A 26,775-nucleotide genomic window follows, 5' to 3' on the forward strand; every position below is an offset into this window, starting at 1 on the left:
AGTGGTGATCGCAGTTTTTGATTATAATGCCTTGAATTCTTCGCTCCACTTGTAGTATGCGCGAATCATTTCCATTGAAACACTTGGCTTTCTTTTTGACATAATATCTCTAAAGTCTGCCATTGATAGATCGCGTGGTTGTGTAGCTTCTTCACCTTCTACTGGTTCATGATAATCAGGGGAGCTAAACAACTCATGAACTGCTTTTAGTTGAGCGCCTTGACATACATCTTTGATATCACTTGCACTGTATCCATCAAAGAGTTTTGCAAGCTCTTGAGACTTTACTTTCAAATCTTTTTTGAGTGGTGCAGTGTATAGTTCAAATAGATTTTGTCTTGCTTCAAGTGATGGTAATGTAACATAGATTCTTTTTTGGAATCTTCTAAGGAATGGCCAATCCAAACTCCATGGTTTGTTTGTTGCACCAATAACATACATCTTGATGTCTTTTCCTTTTCCATTGACACCATCCATCTCAGTTAGGAATTGGTTTTTAGTTCTGATTTCGCCACCTACTTCTCCGTTTCTTGCGCCAAGTAGTGAATCGATTTCATCAACAAATAGTATCACAGGTTTGTTTTCTTTTTCTGCATGACTTCTAGCCATGTGGAATAATTTTGAAACATTCTTTTCTGCCTCACCTAACCACTTGCTCATCAGTGCAGATGCATCAACGTTAATGAAATAACCATCTAGCTCGCTAGCTGTAGCTGCTGCAAGAATTGTCTTTCCACATCCAGGAGGTCCATACAGGAGCAGTCCACGTGGCCAACCAAGTGGGAACAGGTCGGGCCTCTTTGTTGGATAAACGATAGATTCTCTTAATGCATTTTTTGCATCATCTAATCCGATAACTTCATTCCAGCTTACATCTGGCTTTTCCTTCATTACAAGGTCATCAAAATCATTTAGTTCCTGTTGATTTGCAACAGATTTTTTCTGCTCTTCTGGAGATGCCTTGGGGTCTACTGCAGGCTCTACACCGTGGGCCTCTTGCAGTGCTTTAATTCTATTATGATATGATGTGGTTCTATCTTTGTAAATTGGATTTAGTTTGCTAGTAGGGTATAATCTCATGAGCTTTACTAGTGAATCGATTGCCTTTTGGTAATTGGCAATGGCCATACCACGAGCACCTTGTGAATCAAACTTTATTGCATCAGACGCATATCTGCTTGCGCTATTTTCTAATTCTTGCGGTGCTAGACTCATTATCTATTCAGGCATAAGTTTAGCTATAGGTTGGTATCCTTAGGTGTAAACAGGGATCGAAGATTTGGTTAAATTAATTGAACCATTTTTCTTAGAATCAACCTCTTCAGGTTCTTGGAGGCGTTTTCTGGTTTCATTTAACACAAAATTATCAGATACGTTTCCTTGTAGTTCCTTGATATTTTTTGTATGATCTTCAGCAGACATTACTAGTTCGTCAATCTGATCATTTAGGTCACCAAGGGAATATGATGAGTTATTCACAATATCTACAAAATCTTTTAAAAGAGAATGAACTGCCTTGCGTTCTTCGTATTTACAAAGCAAATAGTCGGCAAACTGGAGAATTTTATTAAAATCCTGTAACTCCTCGTATGTTAATTTCTCAATCTTTTTCTCATCATCTAATTGACTTAATTTTTTCTCTACAATGTTTGAGAATCTTCGTACCTTTTCCAAATCCTTTTGAGTGTCTCTAGAGTGATGCAGTATTGTCAAGTATCAGCTAGTTTTGGAAAATCTAGATTAGGGTACTGCTTGTTTATTTTAGAGTCCACCATCAATTTTGCTTCATCTAGTATTAGCCAAGAAGCATTGTTGTGTTCAGCAAAATCAAATTTGGCACCTGTAATTGTGCCTGAATCCATCACCACACTACCCAAAACAGTGGATAATTCAGATAATTCGTGACTAGTCTTTGGCATTAGCTCATAAAGACTAGCACTAATTGTGCGAATTACAAGTATTGCAGAGGGCAGAACTGTTGGAAATGTATCAATTGTAGATAGATTCTGAATTTTTTTATAAATTTGGTTCAAGGACTCTATTGCAAAAGAGATTGTTTTTTCAGTCTCTAATCTTGCGATATCTTCTTTATCATAATCAGTGCTGTTTTTCAAAGTGGATTTATTCTCCTTGCTAAGGGCAGATTGCTCCTTTTTTAGAATCGCGAGTAGTTCTGAAAAGCGGTCAATAGTATATGATAACCGCGGCATGATTGTGGAATTGTAGGAGATATGGGGGTATCTATAGCCACTACCAAACCGCTGTGTCATCATAATGTGTAAGAATCAAAAATTTGCTATTTCAGGACAATGTAATTTCTGAATTAGTAACTGCAGTGACACTATTCTGAGGATACATTTTGTAATTTTTTTGAGCATTTGTGCAAAGGAATTTAGCTTCGAGTCTTACCTAATGATTAGTATAGAGAAGTCATGGTCGATGAGAATGCTCTATCAGTTAGCCTAGAGGAATTTGGGCTCAGCAAGTACGAATCAAGAGCATATGTCAGCTTACTTACAAAGGGAAGCATTTCTGCAAGTGAATTATCATACTATTCTGAAATTCCAAGAACCAAGGTATATCCCGTGTTATTAAAACTAGAGAAAAAAAGACTAGTCATTCTATCAAAGAGCAAACCAATTATCTGCACACCAATTGCACCAGAAGATGCATTTGATGATATTGTACATGAGCAGATTAACAAAGTAAATGCAATGAATAGTCTTGTATCAAATTTAAAACAAGTAAATGAGGCAAGCAAAAAATCCAGAGGTTCTGAAGAAAAGAGATACTTTCATGTCTCTGCCAATAATGTGCTGAATCAGTTACGAACCATGATTGATGGTTCTAAGAGCTCAATTCAGATAATGGCAGATCAATGGGGAATGGGGTTATTAGCCGAATGCAAAGACGAGTTGTTATCAGTATTACGAAGAGGTCTTGAGGTAAAACTAATCATTCCTTCAACATTGATTGGTTCTGAATCATTTAAGATAATTCCAAATGAAGTAAAGATTCGTATATCAGAAATAACACAAAACTGCTTTATCTTTGATCAAACAGAGCTGCTAATAATAGATAGTGATAATGGAAAGGGCGCAACCTTTTCATCAACAGACATACTTGGGGCAAATCAAACAAAGTTATTTGCCCAGGTATGGAAGAGTGGAATCAAAGTAAACAGTATGTTTGATATGACAAAGGCAGAGGCTCAGGAAATTTACAGGATTATTAAATTGGTAAATGAGGGAGCTTTAGGCCATCTACTCACCACGACAATATCATCAAAGGATTCTCAAACTGAAATTCTCAATATGCTTGAAAGTAACGGTGTTAACATTAAAGAAAAGACATTAGATGATGTTTTGGAAATCATGGATGTTGCACTAGAAGTAATGTGTTCAGGCAGAGTTACATTTGATACTAAAAATAAAAACATCTCAATAGAGTCAAAGATGAACAGCGGTCACTCTTTGCCATGGGTAATGATACTAGATGAATACCTAAAGAGTAATGGATACAAGACTCGCCTTGTATACCAAAGCCAGCAACAAAAAGGCGAAAAGACACACATTAAGATCAGCTCTTAAATTTAAAAACAAGTCAAATTCTTGATTACTTGTGATTGATGAAAAGATTGAATCATTAGGAATTACTTTACCGGATCCGCCAACTCCAGCTGGCTCTTACATTCCAGTAGTCATTGCAGGAAATCTAGCATTTGTATCAGGACAGATTCCAATGCAAAACGGAAAGGTCCTCTTTACCGGTAAAGTATCAAATGATAATATTGATGAGGCAAAAAAATCAGCAAAAATTTGCGCTATCAACATTTTGGCACAACTAAAACGAGAATTAGGTAATTTAGATAGAGTGACACGAGTCGTCAGATTATCTGGATTTGTAAATTCAACTCCAGATTTTACTGCACATCCTAAAGTCATCAATGAGGCATCTGATCTAATCCATGAAATTTTTGGAGAGAAAGGAAAGCATGCAAGAATTGCACTGGGGGTAGCGGCACTCCCACTTGATTCTATGACCGAAATTGATGCAATAGTAGAGTTTTCTTAAATTTAGAAAACATTTGGAGATTTTTTTAAATAAATTTTAGAAGAAAAGATACCATGACCTATGAAGTATCAAGAATTTAATTTAAAATAAAAAAAGAAAAAGGAAAGAAAAGAACTGGAATCATTTTAGATGTTCAGTTAAATTAATTCTGTGGTGGTTGAGTACCTTTTGATTTCTTTTGTTTTTTGTCCATATTGACACCTCCTCATAAAGCACACTCAAGGAGGCAACTTTCAAAGGGAATAGGCAATACAAAGTAACACTCATCGCTAGGAGTAGTGTAGACAATGTAAAAGGAACTTTGAAAATTCCGATTTACCATATCAGTGTGCTCGGCAGTTGCACACTATCAATCCATGAATTAAAAGATATCGCATTTTTTATTCTTTGAAAATCAGTCGTTAAATCTTTCATAGAGTTTTGAAAATATTACAAAATTAAATGAAAATCTTTCATGGTTTGTTAACGCACGTGGAATTTGATTCGGCAAAAAAGATTCTTAATCCAATGACGTAACAAGTGTTCATCAGTTAATCAACTGTCATGCAATGCTTGGTTTAATCGAGAGATCTCATCTATAGCAAATTCATGATTGCCTTAAAACGCAGTTACTTAATTTTGCTCATAGGTGCAGGAACACTTGTGGCAGGTTCAGTAGTTTTAGGAGTCAATTCTAGTGCGTTAGCAACTGATTTTCTTGCAAACAACCTAATCATAAAGCAAACACACCTAGAATCAGGTCAACAACACCAAACAGACATGGTGGCAAAATCAAGCGATACAGTCTCGATTTTGCTTAGAGGTCAACCATTTAATGCACAATTGCAAGCTACAGTTACTGAAGCTGGTACCGCAGTTTGGCAAACATCATTTAATGGAGACCACATTGGCAACTTCCAACCAGTTGAAGGACACACCTACAGCATAATAATCAAAAATGTAGGTACTGAAACTGCAACGGTTGATGCTATAGTAGGCAATGTTCCATTCTTAGGTCAAGGCAATGGTGATAAACTTGGCAATGTTGCCGGTACACTTGCAGGCCTAGGTGTAGGATTTATTGGAATCGCTCTCCTTGTAATAGGCGGAGTAGTATTCTTTGTTGATAGAAGAGCAGTAAAGAAAATTGCTCCAACTAACTAGACTCTAAAACACAACATTTTCTTTTTTTGTTTTCAAGTGGTGGATATTACCTAGACTACTTTGTGAGAGAGACGATGTTTCAGGTATGACCTAAATGTTAGTAAAGAGAAAAAGATTCCTACTGAGGCAATAGTAAATGCTACAGGATAATTTATTGAGTTTGCAACAAAGCCAGATGTAATTGCACCCAAAAAGATTCCCAACCCCACCATAAAGCTGTTCACACCCAAGAATCTTCCTTCAAAACCTCGCGGAATGGTTTTGAAGAGAATCACAGAGCTTGCAGTACTAAATATTGAAAATGCAGACACCATTAAACTAGATGAAACAGCAGCCACAATAAATGAATCAAATCCACTTGCTATTGGAATTAGTGCAGATGCAATAATTATTCCAAGAATTCTTGGCAAGTATGCAATTTGGGCAGCTTTTTCTTCTGAAACTTTTGCAATTAATTTTGGAACTACAAAAAATATTGCAAGTAAAGTAATTGTCTGAATCAGATATATGATAAAGACTTGGGAATCAGTAAAGCTGTACTCTTTTAAAAACGGAATAAATGCTGTAAAGTAGATGTTGCTACCAAAATAGAAAAGAAAATTTGTAAAATATAGAATTCCGATCTCATGGGACATTTTTCTTTGAAAGAGTGAAGTAAGATGCCTAAAATCGTATTTTTTTGGAATCTTGGTAAATATTAACTGAAAATTATAACGATTGTGATTAAAGACGTGCTTTAGACCATAAACAGAATGAACCAAAGTCTCCCTTTCAAGAAAGCTCTTGCTTCCAACAAGAATACTAAACAGTACCGCACCTGCACTAGTTAATGCACAAAATAGAAAGTATGGCTTCAAATCAAAAAATGAATCCCATATAGAGCCTACAACAAAGGCAATGAGACTGCCAAATCCAGTAAGAATCGAGATGTTTGCAAATAATTTACTCCACTGGTTATTTGGAACAGATTCCATTACAAGAAGTTGCGTTACAGGGTTTTTTCCAATAATAAAAAATCCAGCAATTGGAGATATTAGAAAAACTGCACTCAACTCTGTAATGAAGAATAACCAAATACAACATGCAGTTATTACAGAAAAACTGACGAGTAGAATTATCCTCTTTACGTGATACTTGTCAATTATCTTTCCCCAAAAAATTGAGCCAAGCGATGAAAATGCATAATGTAATCCAATTACAATTCCAACATCAGCTACATTTCCTCCAAGAAACAAAACATACAATGGCATTGCAATGTGCAGTCCTTCTGCTGCAATGCTGGAAGGCATGATGAAAAATAACCACTTTTTGCTACTTTGAAACATAAGAAATTCTAGACCATATCATAACCGACTTTGTAATTTTAAGTTACTAATTATCTAAGATTTTGTAGTTTTTGGAGAAATCAGTTTAATTTTTTGTTGAACTCTTTGAGGAATGCTTTGATCTTGGGTTTTGGAATTACAGCACCACATGCCTTATCATGTCCACCGCCAGAGCCACCAAGTTCTGTAGCCAAGTCATTGACTATCTTGCCAAGATGCACCTTACAAGATTTAGAGCCACGAACAGATACTGCATAGATTCCATGGTCAACTCTTTCTTTGAATGCAACACCAACATCTTTTCCGGATAATCCAAGTACGAAATTAACTGCTCCACTTGCACCTGCATCTGTAATCTCCATGAAGCCAAGATTCTTCATAGTCTTCATACCCTTTTTGACTTTGGCAATCATTTCTGCAAGTTTGCCAACCTGAATTTGTGCAAATTCGTAAGTGTTTGGGATTTCATGAGGATACTTGCCTTCTGCAAGTTCCTCTGTAAGGTATAGAAGATAATCAGGGTCCTTTTGGTGGCCCACAATGTTGTAAGTCATAACAGTGGCACTAATCAATGCAAATTGTCTATCATAGATTTGCAATAGTTTTGATCCTATTGGTCTGTCTTCCATATAATCAGTAATTGCAGCACATGCAGCAACAAAGGCTGCATGATCAGTTAGTTTTGATTTGAATTTATTGTAAACCTGAACTGTAGTGCATTCATTGATATCATGAATCATCTTTACTTTGAGTTTTTCTAGTTGCTTGACAATCTTTGGGTCAATATCATGATGGTCAATGTATGTAATTGATACGCCTCTCTTTCTTAGAGTTCCCATCATCTCAACAAATTGGTCCTGATTCTTTTTGCTCAGACCCAAATCACAGATGTATAATGCCTTTAGTTTCTCATCAGCTACCAAGGACTCGAGTGCTTCCATCTGTCCTGGGTAATCAACCAAGATAGAATCTCCTCCAAAGGCTTGGCGAATTAATGCAGCAGAGCTTATTCCATCACAGTCTTCTTTGTGAGAGAGACAAATGATTTTTGTTTTTGTTGATTTTTTCTTTGTTGTCTTTGTGGTTTTTGCCTTTTTTGCTGCCATAGGAGTAAAAACCATACAGCCCTCATTTAAACCAAGAATGGTTATTTTTTATTTTTATTTTTAAGAGATTGCGCCTGTGTAATTGATTTATGATCATATGATTTTGAGTTTACAAGAGCGTCATAGATAGTTGTTCCATTTAGCTGATTGTCAAGATCCACTTTTTGCATCTGCTCTAATTCTTCTGGAGTTGCATTGAGTATCTGCTCATCAATGCTTTTCATATGTTCACGTTCAATTGGAGACATCTGCATATGCTGAAAAATTTTCATTATATCGAGCAGTGTTGATAGATTAGACTAAATGCTAAATTCAGAGGTGTTTTTTTGACAAGTACAGAATATAAGATATTATAGATGAATCAATAAACGAGCAATATGGATACAAAAAATATTGGTCTGCGAGGAGTTGAAGTTGCAGATACCAAGATTTCAAATATTGACGGTGAGCGTGGAAAGCTAATCTATCGTGGATATGACATTTTAGATCTTACAAAAAATTCCAATTTTGAAGAGACTGCATATCTATTACTTCATGATGATTTGCCAAATCAGGCCCAGTATGATGATTTTGTTCATAAAATGAGAGAAGCCAGCTGGATTCCAAAGAGAATGCAAATCAACATGGCAAACTGGCGAAAGGATGCAGACCCAATGGATATGCTTCAAGCATTTGTTGCAGCACTTGCAGGATATTATGATGAAGAGTTTTCAAACAAAGAGGCAAGTTATGATAGGGCAATCAATCTAATTGCAAAGGTTCCAACAATCATTGCAAGCTGGCAGAGAATCAGAGACGGACAAGAGATTGTGGATCCTGATTCCAAATTATCTCATGCTGCAAACTTTCTTTACATGATGTCAGGTGAAGTACCAGACAAAGAGATTGAAAAGATTTTTGATATTTGCCTAATTTTACATGCTGATCATACATTTAATGCATCAACGTTTACTGCCAGACAAGTAGCTTCGACTAGAGCACACATGTATTCTGCTGCAAGTGCAGCTATTGGAGCCCTTAGTGGAGAATTACACGGAGGTGCAAATTATGAAGTAATGCGAATGCTCTTAGATATTGGTTCAGAAGACAAGGTTGAATCTTGGATAAAAAATAGAATGGATGAAGGACAAAGAATAATGGGAATGGGTCATGCAGTGTATCGAACTTATGACCCAAGAGCTCAAGTGTTAAAAGAGCTTTCAAGAAAGCTGGCAGAAAAAACCGGCGACCCATGGTTTAAGATTACAGAAAAGGTTGAAGAAGTAACTAAAGCAGAGATGAAGAAGCGAAAGAATGCTGATATTTATCCAAACGTTGATCTTTACAGTGCATCAGTTTACTATATGCTAAAGATTCCAATGGATCTTAACACACCAATATTTGCAATATCACGTGTTGCAGGATGGGCAGCACATGTCATTGAAGAAAAGTTTGCCGAGGCTGCACCAAAACCAGCATTGTACAGACCAAAAGCAGTCTATGTTGGAAAGTATTGCGGTCCAGAAGGATGCGAATACAAACCACTTGATTTGAGAGATTCTTAATTTCTAGAGTTCAGCCACTCTTTTGCTTTAGAGTTCACATCGTGTTTGTAGAGAACTTCAAAGACCATATCATAAAATGAAATTCCTTTCTTTTGTGCTTGATCATCTAGCCATTTTATTCCATCTGCAAGTTCTGGGTCATACTGTGAGAACTCTACTAGTTCATCGACCATCTTTGTGAAAAAGACGTGAGATTCAAGCATGATGATGACTTTCAATCTATGATCATAAGTGGGAAATTCAAATAATATAGACAAAGAAGTCACATTAGACAGGGTAAATTTGACTAAATTTTTTAAAATTAAATTCTAGATTTTTGCCAACAGTTGTTTCTTTTTTAGTTGGAATTCTTTTTCTGTAATGATTCCTTGTTTTTTGAGTCGGTTCAATTTTTCAATAAGCTTGATTGTTTCTTGTTTTGATGGGGATTTTGCTGCATCAATCTTTGCTTTGATTTGTTTGCTGCTCTGTTTTTTTAATTTCGTAGTCTCTTTCATTGCTTGCTGTTGAAGTTTTGTTGCCTCTAGTGTTGCCTGCTTTTTTAATTTTGTAGCTTCTAGTTTTGCTTGACTTGCAGTGAGTGCTCCCTTTTCAATTCCTGCATCAAGTGCCTCATCTGCTTTTTTGATACCATCTTGTATTGCTTTATCAGCATTTTTCATTCCAGTGGAGATTGCATCATCTGCTTTTTTTAGAAATTTGCTAATGTATCCACGCTTTTTGACTTTTTTTGTCTGAGCCAAGTAAAACTAATCGATCGTAGTGGATTATAATAGTTCTCATTTAGAGGTTGCATCCTTTAAAAGAAACCAAAAATTATTGAGAATACTTGGAGCATGTTTTATTTTGTGATGGAGATGCCAAAAAAATTGCATGGCTTGTAAAGACAGGCGAAAAAATTACAAAGCAGTACAGAGACCACGCAGAAATTTATTTAGATATTGTATCGCCAGAGCAATCAAAGTATATTGCATTACATGTAGGGATTTTTTGGTCGATTGGAACTTTTTTGATAAAAAATGGGGATTCGATAAAAGTAATGCTCGACTCTAAAGAAATGTTTGAGCATTTAGAAAAAAATAATCTCGTCAAAGATGAGTTTATTGAAAAACGAACCATGTTTATCAAATTACTAATCAAACAACGAAATCTGGATGTATCCTATGAATTAATTAACGCAAAAGAGAATCAGGCTACACCTTTGATTCAACATTAGCTGTAAGAAGCTTTTGTGGAACAGAGTGGCCAAGTTTGATTTTTTCTTCTCTAAACTGTACGCTGTAAGAGAATCTTAATCCAAAGTATAGAAACAAGAAGAATAAGCCAACTGCGCCGGCAACTGCATAGCTAAAGTATGCTTCAGAGCCAATCATGACAGTATACTTTTGATCACTTAGTATCCACAGTTCTGCAATTAGCATTCCTAAGCCCAATTGCAATTGTGTAATTGGGAGTGTGATCATGTATGATCATGCCCCATAGTGTAATACCCCTCCATATCCAATGCCCGACTAACTAAAACGCGGTTTGAAGATAAGAACTAGGGAAAATTTGTGAGAAAAATAATTCCATTTTGGAATTATTGTGGAATAATTATGCCAATATCTTGGAGATTTGTATGAGTATATCCAGTTTTGACCAAACCTTTTGTTTTTGCAAAAAATTCACTAGAATTGCTATTCATGAGATATTTGTTTACAGTAGAGACATCAATCTCTGAAGAAGATATGGCGCCAGCATACTCTGTGTTGCCATCAATGCCATCAGTTCCAATTGATGCTACAACAAATTTTGAATCTAATTTCTGCATGTTTTTTAACAGACGCAAAACAATCTCTTGATTTCGTCCTCCCTTTCCATTACCCAACACCTCAACAGTTGTCTCACCCCCAAATATCAGAACTGATTTTGAAGATGGGAGTTCTTTTAGAATTTTTTGTGTTGCATCTTTGATATTTCCAGAAACTTTCAAGACTTTAGCAGAATAACCAAAGTCCTTGGCCTTTTTTATCATCGCATCAATGCAGTCTTGATTGCTAGCAACAATATAGTTAGGAATTACTGGTTCTTTTGGAGTCTCAGAAATCTTACCGTTTACACCATCAAAAATTCTATTCATGACATTTTCCGGCATCTTCTTTACAAGATTGTATTTTCGAATTATTTTCAAGGCATCAGAAAATGTGGTGTTATCACAGTATGTAGTGCCAGAAGAAATTGCAGATAAATCATTATCATCAACATCAGACATTATGAGTGATATTGCATCACATGCAAGTCCTTGGACTAATCTACCACCCTTGATTTGTGATAGGTGTTTTCTAACGCAGTTAAACTCTTGAATGGTAGCGCCAGATTTGAGAAGCAAATCATTTGCATACATTTTATCAGATAAATCTACACCATCAGGCAGACACACAAGTGATGACCCTCCACCTGAGACTAGGAAAATTACCAACTCAGATTTTTTTCTTCTCTTTAAAAACTTCTGAATTGCTTTTGCAGCATCAACGCTGGTTTGATTTGGTGTAGGATGACTGGCATTAAATATTTGGAATTTTTTCCCAGAAAGCACTGACTTTGAGCCTTTAGGAATTACGATAAACCCACTCTTTACATCTAAGAGAAAATTCACAGTCTTTGCCATATAGTCTGCTGCCTTGCCAAATGCAACTAGATGAATTGCAGTATAATTTTCAGAAAGAAATTCAGTAGAATCAATTTTGATCTTGCCTTTTTTGATGTATTTCTCCAATCCAATGTTTGGTGCAGCTGCTTCTAAACCGGATTCAAGTATCTGTAATGCATGTTTTTTTGTTCTGTTTTGGGCAAGTTCCCTATAATTTTGAATAATCATGATTAGTTTCTACCCGGAATTTGTAAGATATAATAATAATCAATGATGTTTCCCATCATGTACACAGTACGTATTCCAAAAGTTATCAAATTTGGAGAAAACGCACTAGGTGAGACTGAATACCCAAAAAATGCACTAGTTGTCACTACTGCTCCACCAGAACTCTCTGGTAAGTGGTTAGACAAAATGGGAATTCAGGATTACATGTTGTATGATAAAGTCAAACCAGAGCCATCAATTGATGATGTGAAATCTGTTATTTCAGAATTCAAGGGAAAGAATCCTTCTGCATTAATTGGTCTTGGCGGTGGAAGCTCAATGGATGTTGTAAAATATGCAGCACCAGAGATGGGAAAAGAAAAGATACTCATCCCAACAACGTTTGGTACCGGAGCTGAAATGACTACATACTGCGTTTTGAAGTTTGATGGCAAAAAGAAACTACTTCGCGAAGACAAGTTCCTAGCAGACATGGCAGTTGTTGATTCGTACTTTATGAAAGGTACGCCTGAACAAATTATCAAAAATTCTGTTTGTGACGCATGTGCACAAGCAACAGAAGGCTATGATAGTAAACTAGGAAATGACTTGACACGAACACTTTGCAAGCAAGCATTTGATGTACTATATGATGCAATAATGAATGACAAACCAGAAAACTACCCATATGGTTCAATGTTATCTGGTATGGGATTTGGAAACTGTTCCACAACATTAGGTCATGCATTATCATATGTATTCTCAAATGAAGGAGTTCCACACGGATACTCTCTTTCTGCATGTACAACTGTGGCCCACAAGCACAACAAATCCATCTTCTATGAAAAGTTCAAGCAAATTGTAGAGAAACTAGGATTTGACAAATTGGACTTGAAGGCAGATGTTTCAGAAGCAGCAGACACAGTTATGACAGACAGAGGACATTTGGACCCAAACCCAATTCCTATCAGCAAAGAAGACGTGATAAAATGTCTAAACGACATTAAAGCAGGTAATTTGTAAAAATTTCCTTTATTTTTTACATTTTTTATAACTCCAACAGTACGAAATCTGGCATCCAGACTACACTTAATTACCACAAAAAGTGAAAACACAATACAGAAAAAATGAACAAGCTAAAGTTTGGAATTCAAAATGGTCTTAACGTTGCAAGAGCAGGGTACTCAGAAGACCAGATTCTAACGGCTTGTATGCTTGCAGACAAGACAGGTTATGATTCTATATTTTACATGGACCACACAAATGTTCCACAGTGGAAAAAAGCAATTGTGCTTGACCCATGGGTAATGCTTTCAGCTATTGCTGCAGTTACTAACAATGTAGAGCTTGGAACGTGTGTTACAGATGCAATTAGAAGACATCCTTCAAACATTGCACTTGCAGCTATTACACTAGATAGAATTTCAAAAGGAAGAGCAATCTTGGGAATTGGTGCAGGAGAAGCTCAAAACCTCAAAGAGTTTTGCATTCCGTTTGAGAAACCAGTATCAAAATGGGAAGAACAAATCGAAGTTATTCACACATTATACAAATCAGATCCTGATAAAACAGTAGATTATGATGGAAAGTATTACAAGCTTGAAGGCGCATGTCTACAAGCACCACCAATTAGAAAACCAAGACCACCAACATACATGGCATCAGGTGGTACACGAACTCTTGGCTTGACAGGAAAACTTGGTGACGGATGGTTACCAATCGGATACACACCAGAATTGTTTGAAGATCATGCTGCACAAATTAAAAAATCAATGGATGAGAATGGAAGAACACAAGAAGAAAAAGACAACTTCCAGTATGCATTAGATATTGATGTCTATTTTTCAGAAGATGCAGAAGAATCCTGGGCAAAGATGAAAGAAGCAGTAAAGGTAAGCTTGTTCAAACCAGAAGTTCTCAGAGTACACGGATTAAAAGAGATTGAAGGATTTGACTTTAGAAAGTACTTTACAGAATATTCCATGTCAAACCAAGACTGGATTGTAAAGATGAGAGAAGCAGCTACAAAGATTCCAGATCCAATTGCACGTTCTTCAACTGCAGTAGGAACACCAGAGGATGTAATTCCAGTCTTTGAGAGATTTATGAAGGCAGGCGTTAACCACTTTGTAATTAGATTCTGGGGCAAAAACTACTTTGGCAGCATTGACAAGTTTGCAAGCTCTGTTATGCCATATCTCAGAGAGCAGGCAAATAAATAATCAATCAGACAATCAAATCTGTGCAGCTATTAGGAAGATTAGAAATTAAATCAAAACAGAGAATCAGAGAATTCTTAAATGAAGAACATGTTGGGCGAATTGCATCAATTGATGATTCGGGGTTTCCGCAGATTATTCCAATGAATTTTGTGTATCTTGATGATGCAATATACATGCATTCTCATACAAGAGGAGAAAAGATAGACAACGTACGCCAAAACAACAAGGTCGGATTTGAAGTAGACAGGGAGCTTGAGTTTTTGCCATCATACTTTGAGGATCCAAAAAACGCATCACTTGCAGATACGCTTTACATCAGTGTAGTGATTAAGGGAAAAGCAGTCATCGTAAATGACAAGGATGAAAAAGTTCTTGCACTAAATGGATTGATGGGAAAATATCAGCCAGAAGGCCACTATGAGTCATTAAACTCATCCATGGAAGTGCTCAATGAAGTTGCAGTAATCAAAGTCATTCCAGATTCAATTCGTGGAAAATACAAGATTGGGCAGGGTTTACAAAAGGGCAGAAGGATGGAGTTGGCACAAAAGATTCTAAATCGAAATTCACCCACAGCAAAAGAGACACTGAAAATCATGGGCTTTGAAGTAACAGAGTCAGGACTAGTTATGGTCGATGAGCCTGTCTGGTAGATTTTTGATAAAATTATCACCATTGTTTTAAATTCAGTTCAATGAATCTTCATAAGATTTCAAAGTGCAGTCGGTAGAACAGAAATTACTTGCACGGTTTTCAAACGCGTGTTTACAAATTGGGCATGTTTTTCTCATAAAATGCGTCTTGTATTTTTCTATATAAAGAAAGAATTCAAAAGCAACTAGTGGTAACGGATTGATTCATCATAAACTATCACGTATTAAGCCAACAAACGTTAGCTATAAGTTCAGTTTGAAAGGATCGTAACTGTTGCAACAAATTCAAAAATTTGAATTAATTTCAGATTATCAACCCACAGGGGATCAGCCCGAAGCAATCCAAAAGATAGTACATGGAATATCAAAAGAGAAAATTCAGACATTACTAGGCGTAACAGGCAGTGGTAAAACATTCACTGTTGCAAATGCAATTGCAAGAACTGGGAAAAACACCCTAGTTATTTCTCATAACAAGACTTTGGCAGCTCAGCTTTATGCTGAGCTAAAACAGTTTTTTCCAAAAAATAATGTAGGCTACTTTGTCTCATATTATGACTATTATCAGCCAGAGAGTTACATTCCTCAAACAGATACCTATATCGAAAAAGATACGCAGATTAATGAAAAAATTGAAAAGATGAGGCTTGAGGCAACTGCAATGCTGCTCTCAGGGGAGCCAACAATTATTGTATCAACAGTATCATGCATCTATTCACTGGGAAACCCAAAAGACTGGGACGAGATGGCAATTACGCTTTCTCAAAAACAGGAGATCAATAGAAGCGAGATAATCAAGAAACTAATCAATGCAAGATATGAGAGAAACGATACAGAGATTGCTCCAGGGAATTTTAGAGTAAAGGGCGACACAATAGATATCGTCCCAGCATACTCTGAAGACATAATCAGAATCTCACTATTTGGAGATGAGATAGAAAAGATTACAATTCTTGATAATGTTTCCCTCAAAGAGAAGAAAAAGATTTCACAGATTAGAATTTTTCCTGCAAAGCACTATCTAATAGCAAAAGATGTTAGAGAAAATGCAATCAAATCAATAAAATCAGAACTAAAGAAAAGACTGCCAGAATTAAACGAATTAGAAAAACAAAGGCTTGAGATGAGGACAAAATTTGACCTTGAGATGATAGAGGAATTAGGGTATTGTTCTGGAATAGAAAACTATTCGCGCCATTTTGATGGAAGAAAAGCAGGAGAGAAAGCATTTTGTTTGTTGGATTTTTTTGGGAAGGACTTTTTGCTTGTAATTGATGAATCTCATGTCACACTACCACAGTTGCATGGAATGTACAAGGGTGATCACTCTAGAAAAAAAGAGCTTGTCACATATGGATTTAGGCTTCCTAGTGCATATGATAACAGACCTCTAAAATTTGAAGAGTTTGAGGATTACATCAAAAATACAATCTTTGTTTCTGCAACACCTGGTGAATATGAGAAGAAGAGATCATTTCAGATTGTAGAGCAGTTAGTGAGGCCAACAGGATTAATTGATCCCATAGTCGAGATAAGGCCCAGTAAAGATCAGATGGATGATCTTATCTCAGAGATTAACAAGACGGCAAAAAAAGACCAGAGAGTTCTTGTCACAACTTTGACAAAAAGAATGGCAGAAGATTTGGCAGAGTATCTATCAAAGAAACAAATTCGTGTTAGATACATGCATGCAGAAATTGAAGGGTTGCAAAGAACTGAGCTAATCAGGCAGCTTAGGCTAGGGGAATTTGATGTTCTAGTAGGAATCAATCTGTTAAGGGAAGGACTAGATATTCCTGAAGTATCCCTTGTTGCAATACTTGATGCAGACAAGGAAGGATTTCTAAGAAATGTCACCAGTTTAATTCAAACATTTGGAAGAGCGGCTAGAAATGCAAATGGAAGTGTGATAATGTATGCAGATTCAGTAACAAAATCCATGAAGGAGGCCTTAGATGAGACAAAACGACGTAGGGAAAAACAAATTCAATATAACAAAGAACACAACATTACACCAAAGACCATAATCAAATCAATTCCAGCGCAAGTTGCAAATCTTGATGAAATTAAACATAAATCACCTCATGACTTGTCAACGGATATAATTGAGCTTGATGCTCAAATGAAAAAGTATGCTGAAGATTTGGACTTTGAGCGAGCAATAGAATGCCGTGAAAGAATTAAAAGAATACAAAAGGAAATTGAAAAGAAAAATGAAAATTGATAAATTAAAAATCCGGGGAGCACGTCATCATAATTTAAAAAATATTGATATTGATATTCCAAAAAACAATCTAGTAGTTATCAGTGGATTATCCGGCTCTGGAAAATCAACCCTAGCATTTGACACAATTTATGCCGAAGGACAGAGACGATACGTAGAGTCACTTTCTGCATATGCAAGACAATTCCTGGAGATGATGGACAAGCCAAATGTTGATTCCATAGAGGGATTATCACCTGCAATATCCATCCAGCAAAAGACAACAAGCAAAAATCCCCGCTCCACAGTTGGGACAACTACAGAGATTTACGACTATTTGAGATTACTTTATGCAAGAATTGGTATTCCACACTGCACAAATTGTGGGCGAAAGATATCCACACAGTCAGTAGAGACTATTTGTGACTCTATCTTAAAGGATTTTGCAAAGAAAAAGATTCTCGTTTTGGCCCCTATTATTCAGAGAAAAAAGGGAACATATGAGAAGCTATTTGAGCAGATCAAAAAAGATGGATATTCAAGAATCAGACTAGATGGGGAAATTACATCACTTGATGAAGAGATTCCACCTCTTGATAAGCAAAAGTGGCACAACATTGAGATTGTTGTTGATAGAATTACAATCGAAAAGGCAGAAAAATCAAGACTTTTTGAGGCAATCCAAACTGCAATTAAAACATCAAAAGGCGATGTGATGATATCAACTGAGAAACAAGATAAGATATTTTCACAAAACAATGCATGTCCATATTGTGGAATTACAATTGGAGAATTAGAACCAAGAACATTTTCGTTTAATTCTCCATTTGGAATGTGTAAAGCGTGTAATGGATTAGGAATAAAGATGGAGTTTGATGAGGATTTAGTGATACCAGACAAATCAAAATCAATTCTTGAGGGAGCTATTGTTCCATGGAGTGGACGATTCTCATCATTTAGAAAACAAGCATTACGTGCTGTGGGGAAAAAATTTGGTTTTGATCTAATGACTCCATTAAACAAAATAAAACCAAATCATCTAAAGATAATTCTCCACGGTACAGACGAGATGATTGATTTTAGATATCAATCAAAGTCAGGAGATTCATCATGGCAGTATACTGATGCATTTGAAGGAGTATTAGAGAACTTGCAACGTGTGTTTATGGAGACAGATTCTGAATCAAAAAGAGAGTGGTTAAAGCAATTCATGCGAGACACCCCATGTAATGTATGCAATGCACAAAAGCTAAAACCAGAATCACTTGCAGTAAAAATTAACGATAGAGGAATAATGGATGTATGTAATCTCTCAATAGATCAGTGTTATGACTTTTTTGATTCCTTAAAACTAACAGAGACAGAGCAGTACATTGCAAGAGATGTATTAAAAGAAATTAAGGAACGTTTAGAGTTTTTAAAAAATGTCGGATTAAACTATCTTACACTCAATAGAAGAAGCTCCACGTTATCAGGGGGAGAATCACAAAGAATTCGTCTTGCAACACAAATTGGCTCAAATCTTACTGGTGTGCTATATGTGCTAGATGAGCCAACAATTGGACTCCATCAAAGAGATAATGCAAAGCTCATAAAAACGCTAACAAAGCTACGAAATCTTGGAAATACAGTCATTGTAGTGGAGCATGACGAGGAAATTATACGAAGTTCGGACTGGATGATTGACTTGGGACCAGGCGCAGGAGTCCATGGCGGAAATGTAGTTTTTGAAGGCAAGGTAAACAAAATTCTAAACGGTCACAAATCAGTAACAGGAAAGTACCTGAAAGACAAATCACTTATCACTCTAAAAGATAAAAAAAGAAAACAAGAAGGAGTAATCACAATAAAAGGGGCATCAGAGAACAATCTAAAAGATATCAACGTAGAATTCCCATTAGGATTATTCATTACAGTTACAGGGGTTTCAGGTTCAGGAAAATCGACTTTGATTAATGAGATATTGTTAAAATCACTAGAATCACACTTTTACAAATCAACATCAAGACCAGGTGCACATAAAGAAATCACAGGAATTGAAAACATCGACAAGGTAATTTCAATTGATCAGTCCCCCATTGGAAGAACTCCAAGATCAAATCCTGCAACATACATTGGTGCATTTACACCAATCAGGGAGTTATTCTCAAACACAGAGCTATCTAAGGAGAGAGGTTACAAGCCAGGTCAGTTTTCGTTTAATGTTGCAGATGGAAGATGTTTTGCATGCGAAGGTGATGGGGTAAAACAAATTGAAATGCAGTTTCTTTCTGATGTATATGTAAAGTGTGATGAGTGTAAAGGAAAAAGATACAACTCTGAAACATTATCAGTTCATTACAAGGGTAAAAACATTGCAGATATTTTAGAGATGACTGTACTAGAGGCATTAGAATTTTTTGAAAACATTCCAGCAATCAAAAGAAAATTACAAACAATTTTTGATGTAGGGTTAGGATACATCAAGCTTGGACAATCCTCAACAACACTTTCTGGAGGTGAAGCACAAAGAGTAAAGCTTGCATCAGAGTTATCAAAGAAAGGAACAGGAAAAACACTATACATTCTTGATGAACCAACAACGGGATTACATTTTGCTGATGTGCAAAAACTTCTTGATGTTCTAAACCGCTTGGTAAATCTTGGAAACACAATAGTAGTAATTGAGCACAATATGGATGTAATCAAAAATGCAGATTGGATTATTGATTTAGGCCCAGAAGGAGGAGATGAGGGAGGCAGAATCGTGACTGTAGGCACGCCTGAACAAGTCTCTAAAGCCCCTGGAAGCTACACAGGAAAGTATCTCAAAGAATTCATGCAAAGATGAGCTTCAATATCAAAAACATCACCATTCCAGCACATCCAGGAATATACCTGATGAAGGACAATACTGGGAAAATAATCTACATCGGTAAAGCTAAAAATCTAAAAAATAGGGTAAGATCATACTTTTTAAAAAATCAAAATTTTAAGACGCAAAAACTAGTTGAAAAAATTTCAGACATTGAATTTGTTTTAACTGATAATGAAAGTGAAGCCTTTCTCTTAGAATCAAACATGATCAAAAGGTACAGACCAATGTACAACATTGAGCTAAAAGACCAACAGAGATACACATATCTCAGACTAACAGAAGAGAAATTTCCAAGACTACTTGTTGCAAGAAGAATGCGGACAGGAAAATTTTTGGGCGGAGGGAAAATATTTGGCCCATTTACTCAAGGTAGCTCAAAACTACTTACAATTGGCAGCCTAAGAAAAGCATTCAAGATTAGAATATGCAAGTCGCTCCCAAAGAAAGCCTGCCTTGAATATCATTTGGGAAACTGTGAGGCACCTTGCGAATTTAAAACTGCACAAGAAAACTATTCAAAAAACATTCTAGAGTTAGAATCCATTCTAAAGGGTAAAAAAGAGATGCAAGAGTTTGTCTCAAAGCTAAAGCAAGAGATGCAAGAAGCGTCAGATTCACAACAGTTTGAGCGAGCAAAAGAGATAAGAGATACTCTTCACAGACTAGGCAGTCTTAACACGAATCAAAAGATGGAGTATGTTGAGAACGCACCCGATGAAGATTATTTTGGAATCATGATTGAAGATCATACAGCACATATCATGACATTAAAACAAAAACAAGGAGTGATAAGAGATAGAGAGAGATTCTCTTTTGATCTTGTAGCAGACAATACATTTTCAAATTTTTTATTCCAATATTACACTACACATAAGATTCCAAAATTTGTAATTGTAAATAGTATTCCAGAGAATGTAAAAATTCTAGAGTCATTACTAAGCAAACATGCTGGGTTTTCAGTAAAGATACTTGCCCCAAAACTTGGAAAAAGAAAAAAGATGATAGATTTGATCATGAAAAACATCAAATTAATTCAGACAACAGGTGCAGAACCAGGACTAGTAGAGCTCAGAGACATACTAGGTCTAAAGGAGACTCCACGAGTAATCGAATGTTTTGATATATCTAATCATGGAGCAGATTATGCTGTAGCATCCATGTCTAGATTCGTCGAAGGTAGGCCTGATAAATCAGGATACAGAAAATTCAGAATAAAGACAGTCACCGGAAGGGATGATTACGCAATGATTGGCGAGGTAATCAAGAGAAGATATCTGAAACTGGCAGAAGAGAAGCTCAAGTTTCCAGATTTAATCTTGATTGATGGTGGTAAAGGACAGCTAAGAGCAGCAATTGATTCGCTTGCTTCCCTTGCAGTAAACATTCCTTGTGTGTCATTAGCGAAGAAAAATGAGGAAGTGTTTGTACCCAAGAAAAAAGAACCAGTAATCATTCCCAAAGAAGAGCAAGCACTCAAGATTCTACAGCATGCAAGAGATGAAGCACATAGATTTGGCGTCTCGTATAACAGAAATCTTAGAAAAATAGAAACTAAAAAGAAAAAAGGAAAAAATTTGTAGTTTAGTTTACGTTAACGTTGCCTACCATCCAAGGATGGACGATGCAGAAGTAATCAACACTTCCTTTCTCATCAAATGTGACATCGAAAGTTGCACCTGGAGACATTAAACTACTATCGAATTTTCCGTCAGGTCCGCCTGCAGATGGACTACCACTGGTAACAGTGTGTGCTGCTGCATCATCGTTTGTCCAATGAACTGTGTCACCTACGTTGATAGATACAGATGCTGGGATGTAACATTCGTTAGTTTCCTCACATCCTGGAATTCCAGAGCCTTGGGGCATTGAAACATTGACTGTTTTTGGTCCCATTGCTTTTGGTTTCTCCTCCATTGCTTTTGGTTTTTCTTCAACTTTTGGTTTTTCGTCCATTGCTTTTGGAGTTTCTTCCATCTTAGGTTCAGCTGCTTTTTCTTTTACCTTTTCTGCAATATCTGCAAATGGATCAGTTTGTGTTGTCTTCTCCATTGGAGCAGTAACTTTAGCTGCAGGTGCTACGACAGCAGTACTTTGAAGATCATCGCCTACTGCTGCTATTCCAGCACCAAATGCAACTATTGCTATAGTCCAAGCTATTGCGGCTTTATCAATTGCTGCCATTTGCTTTGAAGAAAATTCATTAGAATATTAAGCTACTAATCAAATATCATCAAGGACACTAGATTACTGGTTTTCATTGGCAAGAAATGACATGCAGGTGTGCACGTACTGCCCAATCTAGGAATTAAAAAGAAAAAAGGAAAAAATTTGTAGTTTAGTTTACGTTAACGTTGCCTACCATCCAAGGATGGACGATGCAGAAGTAATCAACACTTCCTTTCTCATCAAATGTGACATCGAAAGTTGCACCTGGAGACATTAAACTACTATCGAATTTTCCGTCAGGTCCGCCTGCAGATGGACTACCACTGGTAACAGTGTGTGCTGCTGCATCATCGTTTGTCCAATGAACTGTGTCACCTACGTTGATAGATACAGATGCTGGGATGTAACATTCGTTAGTTTCCTCACATCCTGGAATTCCAGAGCCTTGGGGCATTGAAACATTGACTGTTTTTGGTCCCATTGCTTTTGGAGTTTCTTCAACTTTTGGTGTGGTTACAGTAACTTTCTCTGGAGCAGTTGATGTTGCGCTAACAGAGTAGCTTACAGTAAACTCATTGGTGTTCAATGTGTGAACAGCTAATGCATTTCCTGAAAATTCCCATGAGCCCATGGCATTTTTAGGATCTACAAATGTCAATTCAAAGATAGTTTCTCCATCAGGAGTCCATGTCTTTTCTGCTGTCATTCCCTCAGCCAGAGGTCCTTTTAGTGAGACTAATTGGATTGGTTCAGATGCTGAATATGAGAGAATACCAGAATAGGTATTTTCACTTGGTGGCAGAATTATTGCAAGCTGGTGGGATTCATGTCCAACACCTGGGTCTTGCATTGAGCCCATGGTTCCTGTCTTTACAGATTCACTCATTGCTTTTTCTGTAACGTCGACTTTGTAGTCAACGATAAATGGGGTTGTCTTCATGGTATGTACTGCAAGAGCATTACCAGAAAATTTCCATTCACCTTTGGATTTCTTCTCATCGACAAATGTTAATGCAAATTTGGTTTCACCGTCTGGTGTCCATATTGCTTGGCCTTTATCCTCACCTGGACTTAGTGGTCCATGTAATGTGACAAGCTGAATTGGCTCTGATGCATCATACTTGAGTGTACCAGAGTATACTTTGTCACTTGGTGCTAAGATGATTGCAAGCTGGTGGGATTCATGTCCAACACCTGGGTCTTGTTGAGAGGTTAAGCGTTCATAACCTGCCATCATGGCTTTGGTTGGCTCCTCTTTCATCTCGGCTTTTGGTGGAGTAACAGTTGCTGCAGTTGGTGCTTTTACTTCAGATGTAGAGCTTTGAAGATCATCGCCTACTGCTGCTATTCCAGCACCAAATGCAACTATTGCTATAGTCCAAGCTATTGCGGCTTTGTCAATTGTTGCCATTTGGGCTGTATAATTTACTTAATGAATATTAATGATCTGTATGTTGCGGGTATCGGCAAATTTTAGGCAAATTTTTGCCTATGAAAGTATCTTCTCACTTCTGAGATAAACCACTTTTCAAATGGAGTTAATTCAAAGATTCCAGGCTCATTTTCACTCATGATTTCACCTAAAATCGCTCATGATTGATAAGGGATACTATTTGAAAAATAGTAGAAAAGCTGCGTAACCGCTTATTATCAAAATTACAAATCAGACATAATGAAATCGATAATGAATGCAAAACTATTCTCAGCACTAACACTGCTTCTAGTTTTAGCCATTGCACCAATTTCATCATCTGCATTTGCCCAAACAAGTGTGGAAGGCGATGTAAAAGCAAGTACAGGAAATACAGATGTTTCTGTAAGTGCTACAGCCGAAGTTGACGACGACCAAGACGGTACAACTGATGAAAACGATGAGACGGATGAAACTGATGAATCAGACAGAGATGAAAGAAAAGAAGACAGAAAAGAAATCAGAGATGAAAGAAAAGAAGACAGAAAAGAAATCAGAGATGAAAGAAAAGAAGACAGAAAAGAAATCAGAGATGAAAGAAAAGAAGACAGAAAAGAAATCAGAGATGAAAGACGAGATCAGATCAAAGACTTTAGAGAACAAGTTGCAGAAAGATATCAAGAGAGAATTCGTAATTCCGTTGATGCAGACATTAGACCACAAGTAGTTGATCCAAATAGACCAGCAGATCTAACATTTGAAGGAAAGACTTCTGGATACATGCTATTTGGAAACATTGCATGGGGTTCACAAATTCATTTGACTGACGGTGTTGCTCATCACGCATCTGGCGATATGTGGAGAGTTAAGACACATGGAGTCATCTCAATTGATGACAGCAGAACAGCAAAGATTGACATGTCTGGATATGCAAAAGGAAATAGAATTCTTCTCAATGGAAGTGGGGAGCTTGATAATGGTGAAAAAGTACGATTATTCTTGAGAGGACACTTTGCTCCAACCAATGAATATGGAGTCTTTGCACTAGCATTTACTCAAGCAGGAGTTCACAACATAAACACTGGTGAGAAGATCCCATTGATGCATGTAGGAGAAGTCATTGTTACACCAACTACTGACGTTACTCCTGATGTATTAGGCGATGCTATCCCAGTACCAACAGATTTGGGTTAATCCCATTTCATTTTTTATTTTTGATAAAAAATTGTACAGTTTTTTTTATAAAACTAAATAAACGCAAAGTCAAAAGCTGATGAATTTCATATACAATGAAGAGTAAGTTTCCTTATGGAAACAGTATATGTGTTAATTCAGTGTGACTTGGGTTCAGAAGTCGAGATTATCCAAAGTCTGATGAAGATTTCCGAGGTAAAAGAGGTTCGTGGAACCTACGGAATTTATGATATTTTTTGCAAGATAGAGGCAGATTCAAAGGATTCCCTAGATGGGGTAATTACTAATAAAGTCAGAAAAATTCCAAAGATTCGCTCTACAATTTCACTGCATTGGATTCCAACCCAAGGTGGGAGATAGTGATTCAAAAGCAATTTGACCCAGATTTACTATACAATAGGATTGTCCACTATTACATTGACAAAAAAGGATTCTCTAAGGAACAGGCCAACTTAATTGCGCAAAGAGTTGTCAAGCGAGAAAAAGAGCGAAGACAATGCAAGAATCAGAATTGCCATCACTCACTTGATGATCATATAAGAAATTCAGACACGTGTTTGAAATTAAATTGTGATTGTGTAAAATTTGTAAATTAGTTTATCCGCCAGACATATCCATTGATTCAGATAAAGAGATCTTCTTTTCTACTTTTTCTTCGGACTCGTCGGCTTGCCCTTCATCTTCTAACTGCATCTGTTCTTCCAAGTCTTTTACTGCATCATCATTAGTATCAACATCCATTGTTACTCCACCTTCAATGATTTCACCCCAACCTGCAGAAAACAATCGCTCAGCAGTATCTGGCAACACACATGCCGCAGAGCCATCATTTTTTACCATAAGCTGATAGCCAGTCATGCAAATTACCTCTTCAGCTGGCACACCAGCAGCCATTTGTTGTCTTGGGGGTTTGAATGCGTCAGCTGAAACTCCTGCTATTGAAATAGTTCCAGCAAGAATAATTGCTAGTAAAAGAATTGTCTTTTGCAATCAGTTAACGGACTAATCTTTTTTATTTAACCTTTTATCTGAACTAGAAAAAATCATCGAGTGAATCTTCACGTAGGGGTTGTGCATCCAGACCCAGTTTTCTTAGATGTGCAGCAAATTCCTCAACAAAACCATGAATCGTGTATACTTTTTCAGCTTCAGATCGCAAAACCATATCTGTTAATTCATTAAAATCACAATGGTCACTCAGTGGAATAGAAAAATCACATTTTCTTCCAAATGGAAATCGCATTGATTTTGCCCATCCAGTAAAACCAACAGTCATTGCACCATATTTTGATTTCATGTGTTTTACAAATGAATTTTTTTCAGACATCATGGGAGACACCATAACCCATGGTTTTTTATCAAGTAATCCAAGTTTTTCTGCTTCAGAATGACCCTTTGCGTCCTTGAGGTCAACGCCTAATCTCCTATGCAAATCATTCATTGACTTGACAGAGTCATGGTAGTACAGAGGATCCCAATGGCCAAATAACTGAGATATTGTCTGTGCCTTTCCTAGTTGATAACCCATCAGTATTACAGGAGTACCTCGTGAATAGCATTCTGAAATTATCTGGTTAACCTGTTGTTCGATTTCGTGGATTTTTGGAAAAGCAAATTCTGGCAATCCAAAGGTGCATTCTGTGATCAGTGTCTTGCATTTAGGAACAGTTGCACCTTTTAGAAACCCACGATTACGAGTACAGATATCGCCAGTGTAAAAAACATCATCTGCTAACAAGCCCATAGAGCCCAAAATATGACCACTATCAACTAATGAAAAATCTTCAAGAGAAGCTACATGGTTATGCATCTCAAATCCTCGGAGAGTTGCAATTTGATTTGTTTCATTTGAAGCAAGTATTGTCCCTCCGTTTTTTGTTGGCAGGTGATCAAAATGTGCATGTGAGACAAAATTTACACCTTCTTGAATTGCTTTTTTTGGATCTAGTGTAACAGTTGTGTTATTTATCTGACAGACAATCCCATTTTCTGTCATTCTGATTTTATTCAACATAGAAACGAAAGTAAAATTCGATATAAA

The 26,775-nt window shown here is 36.7% G+C and carries 28 protein-coding genes; 14 read left to right on the top strand and 14 right to left on the bottom strand.

All coding sequences use genetic code 11. From position 1 onward, the window contains the following. Window positions 1-21: 21 nt before the first annotated feature. From DWQ18_06565 to DWQ18_06575, 3 genes are read right to left on the bottom strand one after another with little or no spacing between them, the layout of a single operon-like run. Window positions 22-1,215 carry an AAA family ATPase gene (locus DWQ18_06565; GenBank protein ID RDJ32851.1) on the bottom strand — a complete coding sequence of 398 codons (1,194 nt, stop codon included), beginning with the start codon at window positions 1,213-1,215 and terminating at the stop codon, window positions 22-24. 39 nt (window positions 1,216-1,254) lie between these two features. Continuing rightward, window positions 1,255-1,713 (bottom strand): hypothetical protein, encoded by a 459-nt coding sequence (locus DWQ18_06570; protein ID RDJ32852.1) that lies wholly within the window; start codon window positions 1,711-1,713, stop codon window positions 1,255-1,257. Continuing rightward, window positions 1,710-2,114 carry a hypothetical protein gene (locus DWQ18_06575; GenBank protein RDJ32853.1) on the bottom strand — a complete coding sequence of 135 codons (405 nt, stop codon included), beginning with the start codon at window positions 2,112-2,114 and terminating at the stop codon, window positions 1,710-1,712. Before DWQ18_06575 ends, DWQ18_06570 begins: the two co-directional genes overlap by 4 nt. Before the next feature lie 318 nt (window positions 2,115-2,432). Here DWQ18_06575 and DWQ18_06580 point away from each other — a divergent pair, with 318 nt between their 5' ends. The 3 genes from DWQ18_06580 to DWQ18_06590 all read left to right on the top strand — a co-directional run bounded on the left by DWQ18_06580 (window position 2,433) and on the right by DWQ18_06590 (window position 5,217). After that, window positions 2,433-3,590 (top strand): TrmB family transcriptional regulator, encoded by a 1,158-nt coding sequence (locus DWQ18_06580; protein RDJ32854.1) that lies wholly within the window; start codon window positions 2,433-2,435, stop codon window positions 3,588-3,590. 31 nt (window positions 3,591-3,621) lie between these two features. Further along, the gene (locus DWQ18_06585; GenBank protein RDJ32855.1) at window positions 3,622-4,074 is read left to right on the top strand and encodes a RidA family protein; all 453 of its coding nucleotides are present in this window, start codon (window positions 3,622-3,624) and stop codon (window positions 4,072-4,074) included. Between the two features lie 618 nt (window positions 4,075-4,692). Further along, window positions 4,693-5,217: a hypothetical protein gene (locus DWQ18_06590; GenBank protein ID RDJ32856.1), complete on the top strand. Its 525-nt coding sequence runs from the start codon at window positions 4,693-4,695 to the stop codon at window positions 5,215-5,217. 50 nt (window positions 5,218-5,267) lie between these two features. Here DWQ18_06590 and DWQ18_06595 read toward each other — a convergent pair whose 3' ends face one another. From DWQ18_06595 to DWQ18_06605, 3 genes are all read right to left on the bottom strand, one after another. Beyond that, on the bottom strand, window positions 5,268-6,542 hold the full coding sequence (locus DWQ18_06595) for an MFS transporter (protein RDJ32857.1): 1,275 nt from the start codon (window positions 6,540-6,542) through the stop codon (window positions 5,268-5,270). 80 nt (window positions 6,543-6,622) lie between these two features. Beyond that, the gene (locus tag DWQ18_06600; GenBank protein ID RDJ33417.1) at window positions 6,623-7,648 is read right to left on the bottom strand and encodes a single-stranded DNA exonuclease RecJ; all 1,026 of its coding nucleotides are present in this window, start codon (window positions 7,646-7,648) and stop codon (window positions 6,623-6,625) included. A gap of 41 nt (window positions 7,649-7,689) precedes the next feature. Beyond that, the gene (locus DWQ18_06605) at window positions 7,690-7,896 is read right to left on the bottom strand and encodes a hypothetical protein (GenBank protein ID RDJ32858.1); all 207 of its coding nucleotides are present in this window, start codon (window positions 7,894-7,896) and stop codon (window positions 7,690-7,692) included. A 129-nt stretch (window positions 7,897-8,025) separates the two neighbouring features. On the opposite strand from DWQ18_06605, the gene DWQ18_06610 reads away from it, so the two are divergent. Then, window positions 8,026-9,192, top strand: a complete 1,167-nt coding sequence (locus DWQ18_06610) for a citrate (Si)-synthase (GenBank protein RDJ32859.1) — start codon at window positions 8,026-8,028, stop codon at window positions 9,190-9,192. Here DWQ18_06610 and DWQ18_06615 read toward each other — a convergent pair. Both DWQ18_06615 and DWQ18_06620 read right to left on the bottom strand, forming a co-directional pair. Next, entirely contained in the window at window positions 9,189-9,395 is a 207-nt protein-coding gene (locus tag DWQ18_06615; GenBank protein RDJ33418.1) for a hypothetical protein, read from the bottom strand. The two genes, DWQ18_06610 and DWQ18_06615, sit on opposite strands and share 4 nt — an antisense overlap. A 105-nt stretch (window positions 9,396-9,500) precedes the next feature. After that, the gene (locus DWQ18_06620) at window positions 9,501-9,935 is read right to left on the bottom strand and encodes an SHOCT domain-containing protein (GenBank protein RDJ32860.1); all 435 of its coding nucleotides are present in this window, start codon (window positions 9,933-9,935) and stop codon (window positions 9,501-9,503) included. A gap of 86 nt (window positions 9,936-10,021) precedes the next feature. On the opposite strand from DWQ18_06620, the gene DWQ18_06625 reads away from it, so the two are divergent. Next, window positions 10,022-10,408, top strand: a complete 387-nt coding sequence (locus DWQ18_06625) for a hypothetical protein (GenBank protein RDJ32861.1) — start codon at window positions 10,022-10,024, stop codon at window positions 10,406-10,408. On the opposite strand, the gene DWQ18_06630 is transcribed toward DWQ18_06625, so the two are convergent. Next, a complete protein-coding gene (locus DWQ18_06630) occupies window positions 10,386-10,655 on the bottom strand; it encodes a hypothetical protein (protein RDJ32862.1) in 270 nt (89 codons plus the stop codon). The genes DWQ18_06625 and DWQ18_06630 overlap by 23 nt on opposite strands. Window positions 10,656-10,771: 116 nt before the next feature. Then, window positions 10,772-12,049 (bottom strand): DUF4147 domain-containing protein, encoded by a 1,278-nt coding sequence (locus DWQ18_06635; protein RDJ32863.1) that lies wholly within the window; start codon window positions 12,047-12,049, stop codon window positions 10,772-10,774. A 57-nt stretch (window positions 12,050-12,106) separates the two neighbouring features. Between DWQ18_06635 and DWQ18_06640 the strand changes: the two genes are divergently transcribed. The 6 genes from DWQ18_06640 (at window position 12,107) to DWQ18_06665 (ending at window position 21,543) form a co-directional block, all read left to right on the top strand. Further along, window positions 12,107-13,051: an iron-containing alcohol dehydrogenase gene (locus DWQ18_06640; GenBank protein RDJ33419.1), complete on the top strand. Its 945-nt coding sequence runs from the start codon at window positions 12,107-12,109 to the stop codon at window positions 13,049-13,051. A 104-nt stretch (window positions 13,052-13,155) separates the two neighbouring features. Further along, the gene (locus tag DWQ18_06645) at window positions 13,156-14,250 is read left to right on the top strand and encodes an LLM class flavin-dependent oxidoreductase (protein RDJ32864.1); all 1,095 of its coding nucleotides are present in this window, start codon (window positions 13,156-13,158) and stop codon (window positions 14,248-14,250) included. Between the two features lie 20 nt (window positions 14,251-14,270). Next, window positions 14,271-14,903, top strand: coding sequence for a pyridoxamine 5'-phosphate oxidase family protein (locus DWQ18_06650; protein ID RDJ32865.1), 633 nt, complete (start codon window positions 14,271-14,273; stop codon window positions 14,901-14,903). Window positions 14,904-15,177: 274 nt separating this feature from the next. Beyond that, the gene (locus DWQ18_06655) at window positions 15,178-17,127 is read left to right on the top strand and encodes an excinuclease ABC subunit UvrB (protein RDJ32866.1); all 1,950 of its coding nucleotides are present in this window, start codon (window positions 15,178-15,180) and stop codon (window positions 17,125-17,127) included. Then, window positions 17,117-19,936 (top strand): excinuclease ABC subunit UvrA, encoded by a 2,820-nt coding sequence (locus DWQ18_06660; protein ID RDJ33420.1) that lies wholly within the window; start codon window positions 17,117-17,119, stop codon window positions 19,934-19,936. The genes DWQ18_06655 and DWQ18_06660 overlap by 11 nt, the downstream gene beginning before the upstream one ends. Further along, window positions 19,933-21,543 (top strand): excinuclease ABC subunit C, encoded by a 1,611-nt coding sequence (locus DWQ18_06665; GenBank protein ID RDJ32867.1) that lies wholly within the window; start codon window positions 19,933-19,935, stop codon window positions 21,541-21,543. Before DWQ18_06660 ends, DWQ18_06665 begins: the two co-directional genes overlap by 4 nt. Window position 21,544: 1 nt before the next feature. Here DWQ18_06665 and DWQ18_06670 read toward each other — a convergent pair whose 3' ends face one another. Continuing rightward, window positions 21,545-22,144, bottom strand: coding sequence for a hypothetical protein (locus tag DWQ18_06670; protein ID RDJ32868.1), 600 nt, complete (start codon window positions 22,142-22,144; stop codon window positions 21,545-21,547). 154 nt (window positions 22,145-22,298) lie between these two features. Next, the gene (locus tag DWQ18_06675) at window positions 22,299-23,540 is read right to left on the bottom strand and encodes a copper-binding protein (GenBank protein ID RDJ32869.1); all 1,242 of its coding nucleotides are present in this window, start codon (window positions 23,538-23,540) and stop codon (window positions 22,299-22,301) included. A 273-nt stretch (window positions 23,541-23,813) separates the two neighbouring features. Here DWQ18_06675 and DWQ18_06680 point away from each other — a divergent pair, with 273 nt between their 5' ends. From DWQ18_06680 to DWQ18_06690, 3 genes are all read left to right on the top strand, one after another. Continuing rightward, window positions 23,814-24,734 carry a hypothetical protein gene (locus tag DWQ18_06680; GenBank protein RDJ32870.1) on the top strand — a complete coding sequence of 307 codons (921 nt, stop codon included), beginning with the start codon at window positions 23,814-23,816 and terminating at the stop codon, window positions 24,732-24,734. A 114-nt stretch (window positions 24,735-24,848) separates the two neighbouring features. After that, complete coding sequence (locus DWQ18_06685) at window positions 24,849-25,094, top strand: Lrp/AsnC family transcriptional regulator (GenBank protein ID RDJ32871.1); 246 nt, start codon at window positions 24,849-24,851, stop codon at window positions 25,092-25,094. After that, entirely contained in the window at window positions 25,094-25,330 is a 237-nt protein-coding gene (locus DWQ18_06690; GenBank protein RDJ32872.1) for a hypothetical protein, read from the top strand. Before DWQ18_06685 ends, DWQ18_06690 begins: the two co-directional genes overlap by 1 nt. 1 nt (window position 25,331) lies before the next feature. Here the strand turns inward: DWQ18_06690 and DWQ18_06695 are convergent, their stop codons facing one another. Together DWQ18_06695 and DWQ18_06700 are read right to left on the bottom strand one after the other, a co-directional pair. Then, on the bottom strand, window positions 25,332-25,724 hold the full coding sequence (locus DWQ18_06695; GenBank protein RDJ32873.1) for a hypothetical protein: 393 nt from the start codon (window positions 25,722-25,724) through the stop codon (window positions 25,332-25,334). Between the two features lie 43 nt (window positions 25,725-25,767). After that, window positions 25,768-26,748, bottom strand: coding sequence for an exonuclease (locus DWQ18_06700; GenBank protein RDJ32874.1), 981 nt, complete (start codon window positions 26,746-26,748; stop codon window positions 25,768-25,770). Window positions 26,749-26,775 lie beyond the last annotated feature (27 nt).

Source organism: Thermoproteota archaeon, from assembly GCA_003352285.1.
Classification (GTDB): domain Archaea; phylum Thermoproteota; class Nitrososphaeria; order Nitrososphaerales; family Nitrosopumilaceae; genus PXYB01.

What these genes read in the sequence shown, in the direction of transcription:
- DWQ18_06565 (RDJ32851.1), bottom strand. Translation starts at nt 1,215, where the DNA reads ATGAGTCTAGCACCGCAAGAATTAGAAAATAGCGCAAGCAGATATGCG.
- DWQ18_06580 (RDJ32854.1), top strand. Translation starts at nt 2,433, where the DNA reads ATGGTCGATGAGAATGCTCTATCAGTTAGCCTAGAGGAATTTGGGCTC.
- DWQ18_06595 (RDJ32857.1), bottom strand. Translation starts at nt 6,542, where the DNA reads ATGTTTCAAAGTAGCAAAAAGTGGTTATTTTTCATCATGCCTTCCAGC.
- DWQ18_06600 (RDJ33417.1), bottom strand. Translation starts at nt 7,648, where the DNA reads ATGGCAGCAAAAAAGGCAAAAACCACAAAGACAACAAAGAAAAAATCA.
- DWQ18_06605 (RDJ32858.1), bottom strand. Translation starts at nt 7,896, where the DNA reads ATGTCTCCAATTGAACGTGAACATATGAAAAGCATTGATGAGCAGATA.
- DWQ18_06610 (RDJ32859.1), top strand. Translation starts at nt 8,026, where the DNA reads ATGGATACAAAAAATATTGGTCTGCGAGGAGTTGAAGTTGCAGATACC.
- DWQ18_06615 (RDJ33418.1), bottom strand. Translation starts at nt 9,395, where the DNA reads ATGCTTGAATCTCACGTCTTTTTCACAAAGATGGTCGATGAACTAGTA.
- DWQ18_06630 (RDJ32862.1), bottom strand. Translation starts at nt 10,655, where the DNA reads ATGATCACACTCCCAATTACACAATTGCAATTGGGCTTAGGAATGCTA.
- DWQ18_06635 (RDJ32863.1), bottom strand. Translation starts at nt 12,049, where the DNA reads ATGATTATTCAAAATTATAGGGAACTTGCCCAAAACAGAACAAAAAAA.
- DWQ18_06640 (RDJ33419.1), top strand. Translation starts at nt 12,107, where the DNA reads ATGTACACAGTACGTATTCCAAAAGTTATCAAATTTGGAGAAAACGCA.
- DWQ18_06645 (RDJ32864.1), top strand. Translation starts at nt 13,156, where the DNA reads ATGAACAAGCTAAAGTTTGGAATTCAAAATGGTCTTAACGTTGCAAGA.
- DWQ18_06660 (RDJ33420.1), top strand. Translation starts at nt 17,117, where the DNA reads ATGAAAATTGATAAATTAAAAATCCGGGGAGCACGTCATCATAATTTA.
- DWQ18_06665 (RDJ32867.1), top strand. Translation starts at nt 19,933, where the DNA reads ATGAGCTTCAATATCAAAAACATCACCATTCCAGCACATCCAGGAATA.
- DWQ18_06670 (RDJ32868.1), bottom strand. Translation starts at nt 22,144, where the DNA reads ATGGCAGCAATTGATAAAGCCGCAATAGCTTGGACTATAGCAATAGTT.
- DWQ18_06675 (RDJ32869.1), bottom strand. Translation starts at nt 23,540, where the DNA reads ATGGCAACAATTGACAAAGCCGCAATAGCTTGGACTATAGCAATAGTT.
- DWQ18_06680 (RDJ32870.1), top strand. Translation starts at nt 23,814, where the DNA reads ATGAATGCAAAACTATTCTCAGCACTAACACTGCTTCTAGTTTTAGCC.
- DWQ18_06685 (RDJ32871.1), top strand. Translation starts at nt 24,849, where the DNA reads ATGGAAACAGTATATGTGTTAATTCAGTGTGACTTGGGTTCAGAAGTC.
- DWQ18_06700 (RDJ32874.1), bottom strand. Translation starts at nt 26,748, where the DNA reads ATGTTGAATAAAATCAGAATGACAGAAAATGGGATTGTCTGTCAGATA.